Genomic DNA, 8,837 nt, shown 5'->3' with positions numbered 1-8,837 from the left:
CTACCATTAATATCGCAACCCCGCCATCGCGCAGCTCTTGTTCTAGAAGCAAAGCTTCGTTCTGCGGAGCAAAAAATGCGTCGATACCGTAATTGATAGTGTAGTATTTCTCGTTTTCAACTTCAGTTGTGCCAGTCACTCTGCCTCTTAAAAATACAGTATCCACATCCACAGGTTGTTCTAGACTAGCAGCAGCAAATTCAAACGTTTGTTGCGGCCCCTTTTTGAGTGAGACATAAACAATTTCGCCATTGCGCAGAGTGTCATTACCAGAGAAGTACCGCCGTGCTATGCGATTAAAGTCGTAACGCAATTTTGCGTAGTTTCCTCTAAATAGTGAACGTGGGTCTATCGGGGTTGTTTTAACCCTAATCTCTTCTCCCGTCCATAGAGGTGTGGCGGCTTTAACATACATGCCTGTCAACACCAAAAATTGTAAAAGAACGGCACCTATTACGCCTGCGAGTGCTAGCTGATTCATAGTTTGGCCGTTTTATTCTGATACTGTTTCCAATATTCCGCAGCGCCCAGTAACAGGGCTGCACATACTATAAACAGCAAAGCACTGCTGATGTAGTCGCCAATTAAATCCACATAGCGCATGAAGGCTGTCAGCAGAATAGTGCTGACTCCTAAAAAGAAGTAGTGAGAAATACCCTTCTGTATACTTTTGAGTATCAGCCAGATCCCTGCAGCAATCAGGGCAAGATTGTAGGCTACCTGCAAATAGACTGCTGGTACTGGGTACGCTAGCACTATGATCAGAGTGAGTGCATAGAAAGATACTATGGCAACTGTGGTCGTGAGGTTGCCGGAGTATCTGGCCAAATAGAGCGCAAACCCAGACAGTATCCCCGCTATCATGAGCATGGATGCTTGATGGTCCCATTCGGCGTCAAGGAGTTCTTGCCAAGGGGACTCGAAACTCATGATCAGCATCATTACTAACCCAAAGCGCAGGCTCCATAGTGCTAACACGGCTCCGTAGTCTTTTGCCAATGCCAAATTCCTGCAATGCAACCAGCGGCTAAAAGCGTAAAGCACAATAAACAGTGCGACGCTCACCACAATATGTTCCGCTTCTATTTGTAAATGCAGGCCTGTGCGCCACAAGGCGCTCAAGGTGTATTCAAACCACAGAAAAATGCTGAACACAGTCGCAAGTAATAGCGTAATACTGCGTTTGCCTATTATTAATAGGTATAGTGCGCTTGCTATAAAGAGCGGAAATAAAGCCGGATAGAACCCTAAGGCAGCTTCAATCATAAACCAGATGACAGCCAGCAGCAGGGATTGCCACATCAACAGGGGGCTTTTGACTAGAAGGGCAAAGGGCAAGCTGCCCAGAGCCCACCAGAAAATCCCGTCTGGCATATGTTCGCCTAAGTGGTAGATCTGAGCGATCAAGATGATGGCGGCACCGTAGAACATGTTGCCCAACAGAAAAATACCTGTTGCCCCACTCAGATCGCCGGCTAGGTATTTGCGAATCCCGAAAGCCTGTGTTGCCATAGTCAAGGCGATCAATCCACCCATACGGATGCCCCTTGGAATGTCATCCCAATTGGCGCCCACACTGATAATGACAGCGAGTCCGATAAATAGATAAGCCAACCCGGTCAGCACTGAATAAGCAAAGGATTTGCTTTGCACCTGATGGTAATCGACATCGTAGCGCTTGCAGATTGCTTCTGCTTGAGCTTCCGATATCAGAGAGTCAGCCACCCATTCAGACGCTTCTCTAGCGATATCAGTTTTTAGCAGTCGTATTAAACGCATAGTACTCTGCCTAGCTGCGGGGCCTAAATTTTAGCCTATTTACTAGTTTGAAAGTCTGTTTTCTGGCAGTTAATACTGGCACTAGTGGCGTGACGTCTAGAGTGGTGTCTCGTATTGCACATCGGCATGGGAGGGTAAACTACCAGCTTTGCAGTGCGCATTTTTTATCAGGTAGATAGAGGCAGTATATGGCTGAATTTGGAGTTTTGAATTGGAGCATTATGGGTGGCTATGTCGCTATTAATCTAGTTTTAGGTTACATATTGGGCCGTTCGACTAACAGCGCCCAAAGTTTTTATCTGGGCAATCGTGATATTCCTTGGTGGGCCATCGGCTTATCTGTGCTTGCGACCTATGTCAGTGCTCTATCCTTTCTGGGGGGACCGGCTTGGTCTTACTCAGAAGGTTTTTCCGTGATTGCACTGCATTTGAATTACCCTTTGGTTATTGCAGTGGTGCTGATTTTCTTTCTACCATTTTTTTATAACAGCGGTGCTGCTTCCATCTACGACTATATGGAGAAGCGCTTTGGCAAAGCTTCACGCAGCTTGATGTCCATCGTATTTTTGCTCTCCCAAACTCTAACGGCTGGTGCTATTCTCTACAGCACTGCATTGATACTGGCGTATATTACCGGCGTTTCAGTCCATTACATTATTGTGCTGGTTGCCATTGTTGCACTGATTTATACTGCCATGGGCGGTATTGCGGCAGTGATCTGGACAGATGTGGTGCAGGCAATCGTACTGCTTGTTGGAGCCGGCATTATTTGTTACTACCTGATAGCAGGTATGTCGCTGCCGCTAGTAGAGGTACTGTCTGAGCTGAAAGCGCAAGGCAAAACGAATCCGCTTGATTTTTCTCTGGTCTTCAACCGTGAAAATACAGTGATTGCTGGGCTGATCGGCATGACCATCTTTCATATTACCGTATACGGAGCCAACCAAATGATGGTGCAACGTACTCTTGCAGCCAAAAGTATTGGTGATGCCAAAAAGGCCTATCTGCTGATGGGCTTTAGTGCCATTTTTCTGTATGCGCTTTTCTTTTTCCTGGGCATTCTGTTTTATAGCTATTACGAAGGCAGGGTGTTTGAAAATAGCAATACCATCATCCTTGAATTTGCTGCTAGTATTGGAGTGCCGGGCTTGATGGGTATTTTGGCTGCGGCGGTATTGGCGGCTTCACTATCGAGCCTAGATTCTTCGTTCAATTCGCTGGCTACTATTACCACGACTGATTTTTATCAGAAATATATTAAGCCTCAAGCTGATGAGCTCCATTATCTGAAGGCTACACGCTGGTTTACCTTGATGTGGGCCAGCTTGGTTATTATGCCTGCGATGGTCTATACAGTATCAGAAGGCTCTATCCTAGCTGTGTTGAGCAAAGTGGGTTCGTACTTTGTCGGAGCCAAGCTCAGCATGTTTGGCTTGGGTTTTTTCTCGCGTCGTACTGCCGAAAAAGGCCTATTAGTAGGAGTCGCGGTAGGTTTTGTAGCTATCCTGTTGGTGGACCAGTTCACAGATATTTCTTGGGCATGGTACGGCTTGATCGGTGCTGCGGTCAACGTGGTGATCGCGATACCGGCCAGTATGCTGCTTGATGGCCCTCAGACACTTTCGCGCTGGAGCGTTGCAGGGCAGAAAGCCTATTTTGCAGCTGAGAACCTGCCCGAGAAAGAAAACGGCTGGTATCGTATACCAGGCCGTGTAGATGCAATAAGCTACTGGCTGATTGCATTTATGTTTGCTGCCATGGGGCTTCTGTTTGTGGTGAACTGGCTGATCCCTTAAGTTCATAGAGATATGTGCGCTCAGTGCGCACACACCGCATCGAGTAGCGCCCAGTAGCACGGGCTAGCTGTTGGTTTGGTTGCACAATGCAGCACACAGGCTGCTTTTGGGGTTAATCCAGAACTATTTCATCTGCTGTGTATCCCTGTGAGCGTATCGTTGCGTTTTTGGGACGTGTGTTGCTTGGGCTCCAGCTGTGCGCAGATCCAGACGATTTGATGCGCGTGTATCAAGCACTTGAAAAGGCAAAAATTGTGCAGCTAATCGAGAGTAAGGTGGTTCAGGCATTTTTGGACTGTTTGCATTGATGTCCGATCATTCAGTGTAATGACCCAGTAGCACTCAAATCTTTTCTGATGCTGCTGCACAAGTGATCGGTATCATTAGCACGCCAAAGGATTACATGCTGTCTAAATAGAAATTATTGATAACTTGTGATGTATTTGTTTAATTTTTAGGCTTTACTGAGAAAAAATACAGCATTTATTTCAAGATAGGGTTAGAGGCCATCTGTGGATAAGTTATTAGCAAGTGCGTCTGGTTCTGTTGGTAAATTTTGCTGAATTCTGCTATAAAATTGGCATCTTACTTTTGCAGTCCGAGAAAGGATTGCAGGGCGTGCCGCCGGTACTCCCCATGCTTGGTAAGGATACTCAATAGAGGTAGGTTATGTTATTTGTCGCGAATAAAGCTCTTAGATTGGAAATATGGTTCAGTTTGGGCGCCTTGCTTTTTGCAAGCAGCGCTTGGGCAGAGCATACTAGCTACGACCATTGTGCCGCACAGGATCATCCCGATGATGGCACCAATATCTCAGTATATTCTGGAGAGTCATGGACTGGGTCTTTATCGGGTGACTTCGATTGTGTTGAATTTTCGGAAGGTGTGGCCACGCACGTTCCGCAACAGGCAGTAGATTTCTCTGTTACCGTCGACGGCAGTTCTGATTTGCCAGAGGTCTTTGAACTGAATGACGAGGATGCAACCATTACCTTTACGCCCAATGCAGCTTCATCTGGGCATACCTACCTGCTTCAAGTTACGTATTGCTATCCTGCCTGCAGCGGTCCACATGCAGGCTGGAAAGGCAGTTACACTCAGTATGCACACCTTCTTAACTACCCACCCCAGCGCATTAGCGACATACCGGATCAGTCTGTTTTTGTGCATCAGACAGTTGTGTTGGATCTCAACGATTATTTCACCGATGCTGAAGGCGACCCTTTAACCTATTCCGTAACTCTGTCCAACGGCGATGCTGCTCCTTCTTTTATCAGCCTGGACGACCATACTCTGACCATTGCGCCTGATGACACTAGTGCGTTACAGAGCTATAACATCAGAGTGCGTGTACAAGATGGTCAAAGCGGGCAATCTGCTGATGTTTTTTGGGTGCTCGTTATCCAGAACCAGCCGCCTGAGCTGACCAGCGAAATCCCTGATCAAGCTGTTTATGTGAATGAGACGTTAGCGTTGGATCTGGGCGACTATTTCACAGATGACGCGGTCGATGACTTAACCTATTCAGTGCAGCTCGCCAGCGGTAATCCGGCCCCGTCGTTCATCAGTCTAGACGGGCATACTCTGACCATTGCGCCTCCTGCTGGTACTGATCCGGCGATTTACTACATCGAGGTATCCGCTACCGACAGCTACAATGCTGCCTCAGCCAGCGGTAGTTTTGGCGTGTTTGTTGTTAATCAGCCGCCAGAGCGCATCAGCTACATACCGGATCAGTCTGTTTTTGTGCAGCAGACAGTTGCGTTGGATCTCAGCGCCTATTTCACCGATGCAGAAGGCGACCCTCTAGAGTATTCCGTGAGCCTGTCCAGTGGCGATCCTACCCCTTCGTTTATCAGCCTGGACGACCATACACTGACTATTGCGCCCGATGACAGCACTGATCTCAAGAGTTATAACATCAGAGTGCGGGTACAAGATGATCAAGGCGGTAATGTTGGCGATACCTTTTGGGTGGATGTGCGCGAAAACCAGCCGCCTGAGCTGACCAACGAAATCCCTGATCAAGCTGTTTATGTGAACCAGACAGTAGCGTTGGATCTGAGCGACTATTTCACCGATGACGCGGTCGATGACTTGACCTATTCAGTACAGCTCGCTAGCGGTAATCCGGCCCCTTCGTTTATTAGTGTGGTTGATCAGGTTCTGACCATTGCGCCTCCTGCTGATACTTTGCTTGGGGTTTACAACATCGAGGTATCCGCCACTGATAGCTACAATGCTGCCTCAGCCAGCGGTAGTTTTGATCTGTTTGTTCAAAACCACCCACCCCAACGCATTAGCGACATACCGGATCAGTCTGTTTTTGTGCACCAGACTGTTGAGTTGGATCTCAACGACTATTTCACCGATGCAGAAGGCGACCCTTTAACCTATTCCGTAACCCTGTCCAACGGCGATGCCGCTCCTTCTTTTATCAGTCTGGATGACCATACCCTGACCATTGCGCCTGATGACACTAGTGCGTTACAGAGCTATAACATCAGAGTGCGGGTACAAGACGATCAAGGCGGCCTTTCTGCTGATGTTTTTTGGGTGCACGTTATCCAGAACCAGCCGCCTCAGTTAGTGGAAGATGGTATACCGGATCAGCCTGTTTTTGTGAACGAGACGTTAGCGTTGGATCTCAGTGACTATTTCACAGATGACGCGGTCGATGACTTAACCTATTCAGTGCAGCTCGCCAGCGGCAACCCTGCCCCTTCTTTTATTAGTGTGGCTGATCAGGTTCTGACCATTGCGCCTCCTGCTGATACTTTGCTTGGGGTTTACAACATCGAGGTATTCGCTACAGATAGCTACAATGCTGCCTCAGCCAGCGGTAGTTTTGACCTGCAGGTTCTAAACCACCCACCCCAGCGCATTAGCGACATACCGGATCAGTCTGTTTTTGTGCACCAGACTGTTGAGTTGGATCTCAACGACTATTTCACCGATGTAGAAGGCGACCCTTTAACCTATTCCGTAACCCTGTCCAACGGCGATGTCGCTCCTTCGTTTATCAGCCTGGATGACCACACTCTGACCATTGCGCCTGATGACGGCACCGAGCTTGACAGTTATAACATCAGAGTGCGGGTACAAGATGGGCAAGGCGGCCTTTCTGAGGATGTTTTTTGGGTGGGCGTTAGCGAGAACCAGCCGCCTCAGCTGACCAGTGCTATACCGGATCAGGATCTTTTTGTGAACGAGGCATTAGATTTGGATCTCAACTCCTATTTCACAGATGACGCGCTCGATGACTTGATCTATTCAGTAGACCTAGCCAACGGCGATGCCGCCCCATCTTTCATCAGTCTAGACGGGCATACTCTGACCTTCGCGCCTACTGTGGGTACTGATCCGGGGCTTTACAACATCGAGATAACCGCTACCGATGGTTACAGTGCAGCCTCAGTCAGCGGTAGTTTTAACCTGTTTGTTCATAAGCTGCCGCCTCAGCGGATTAGCGACATACCGGATCAGACTGTGATTCAGGGTCAGACAACCACCTTGGATCTCAATGATTACTTCACCGATGCATCCGGCGACCCTTTGGCGTATTCTGTGAGCCTGGACAACGGCCTCCCTGCCCCATCTTTTATCAGTATAGACGGGCATATCCTTATCATTGCGCCTGATAACGGTAGCCAGGTAACTAGCTATGGCATTCGCGTATCGGCAATGGACGATCAAGGTGGCCAGGCCTCCGATGCCTTTTCTGTGACAGTGGTCAACCCTGCGCCACTGCTGATCAGCGAAATACCGGATCAGACTGTTATTCAAGGTCAGACAGTGACCTTGGATCTCACTGATTACTTCACAGACCCAGACGATGATCCTTTGGATTCTTTCGTGACTTTGGTCAACGGCGATGCAGCCCCTTCGTTTATCACTCAGAACGGCCCTATCCTGACCATTGCGCCTGATAGCGACAGTCAGGTAACCAGTTTTGATATTCGCGTTGAGGTCGTGGATAATCAGGATGACGCTGTTAGCGATACCTTTGTGGTGACAGTGGTCAGCAATACGGTTCAGCTGATCAGCGCTATACCGGATCAGACTATTATTCAAGATCAGACAGTGACCTTGGACCTCACTGATTACTTCACTGATGCAGAAGGCGACCCTTTAACGTATTCTGTGAGCCTGTCCAACGGTAATCCTGCTCCATCGTTTATCAGTCTGGCAGGCCATATTCTGACCTTTGCGCCTGTTTACGATACTCAGGCAACCAGTTTTGGCATTAGCGTGGCGGCAATGAACGATCAAGGCGGCCAAGCCTCTGATATCTTGTCTGTGACAGTGGTCAACCCGGCGCCACAGCAGATCAGCGAAATACCGGATCAGACTGTTATTCAAGGTCAGACAGTGACCTTGGACCTCACTGATTACTTCACAGACCCAGACGGTGATCCTTTGTTTTATTCCGTGAGCTTGGCCAACGGCAACCCTGCCCCTTCGTTTATTAGTCTGGCAGGCCATATTCTGACCATTGCGCCTGTTTACGATACTCAGGTAACCAGTTTTGGCATTAGCATTGCGGTCGTGGATAGTCAGAGTGACGCTGTTTTGGATACTTTTTCTGTGACAGTGGTCAACCCTGCGCCTGAGCTGATCAGCGAAATACCGGATCAGACTGTGATTCAAGGTCAGACAGTGACCTTGGACCTCACTGATTACTTTACAGACCCAGACGATGATCCTTTGGATTCTTTCGTGACTTTGGCCAACGGCGATGCAGCCCCTTCGTTTATCACTCAGAACGGCCCTATCCTGACCATTGCGCCTGATAACGACAGTCAGGTAACCAGTTTTGATATTCGCGTTGAGGTCGTGGACAATCAATATAGCGCTGTTAGCGATACCTTTGTGGTGACAGTGGTCAACCCAGCGCCACAGCTGATCAGCGAAATACCGGATCAGACTGTGATTCAAGGCCAGACAGTGACCTTGGACCTCACTGATTACTTCACAGACCCAGACGATGATCCTTTGGATTCTTTCGTGACTTTGGTTAGCGGCGATGCAGCCCCTTCGTTTATCACTCAGAACGGCCCTATCCTGACCATTGCGCCTGATAGCGACAGTCAGGTAACCAGTTTTGATATTCGCGTTGAGGTCGTGGATAATCAGGATGGCGCTGTTAGCGATACTTTTGTGGTGACAGTGGTCAGCAATCCGGTTCAGCTGGTCAGCGAAATACCGGATCAGACTGTTATTCAAGAACAGATAGTGACCTTGGACCTCAGTGATTACTTC

General features: G+C 48.4%; 4 protein-coding genes. 2 read left to right on the top strand and 2 right to left on the bottom strand.

Annotated features, from left to right (window positions below):
* Nucleotides 1-481 (bottom strand): GDYXXLXY domain-containing protein (locus ACR2PX_RS06490; RefSeq protein ID WP_433998549.1); only part of this gene is annotated, 481 nt, incomplete at its 3' end.
* Nucleotides 478-1,779 carry a DUF2157 domain-containing protein gene (locus tag ACR2PX_RS06485; protein ID WP_433998548.1) on the bottom strand — a complete coding sequence of 434 codons (1,302 nt, stop codon included), beginning with the start codon at nucleotides 1,777-1,779 and terminating at the stop codon, nucleotides 478-480. The genes ACR2PX_RS06490 and ACR2PX_RS06485, both read right to left, overlap by 4 nt.
* A 188-nt stretch (nucleotides 1,780-1,967) precedes the next feature.
* On the opposite strand from ACR2PX_RS06485, the gene ACR2PX_RS06480 reads away from it, so the two are divergent.
* Nucleotides 1,968-3,575, top strand: a complete 1,608-nt coding sequence (locus ACR2PX_RS06480) for a sodium:solute symporter family transporter (protein ID WP_433998547.1) — start codon at nucleotides 1,968-1,970, stop codon at nucleotides 3,573-3,575.
* Between the two features lie 669 nt (nucleotides 3,576-4,244).
* A partial coding sequence (locus ACR2PX_RS06475) for a putative Ig domain-containing protein (protein WP_433998546.1) occupies nucleotides 4,245-8,837 on the top strand: 4,593 nt, incomplete at its 3' end.

The sequence above is a fragment of the Endozoicomonas sp. genome (assembly GCF_051008435.1).
GTDB lineage: Bacteria > Pseudomonadota > Gammaproteobacteria > Pseudomonadales > Endozoicomonadaceae > Endozoicomonas_A.
Note: the sequence above shows the minus strand (reverse complement) of the source record. Positions and strands in the feature narration are given on the sequence as shown.

Bases quoted from the DNA above. Each gene is read 5' to 3' on its own strand.
- ACR2PX_RS06480 (WP_433998547.1), top strand. From the start codon at position 1,968: ATGGCTGAATTTGGAGTTTTGAATTGGAGCATTATGGGTGGCTATGTC.
- ACR2PX_RS06485 (WP_433998548.1), bottom strand. From the start codon at position 1,779: ATGCGTTTAATACGACTGCTAAAAACTGATATCGCTAGAGAAGCGTCT.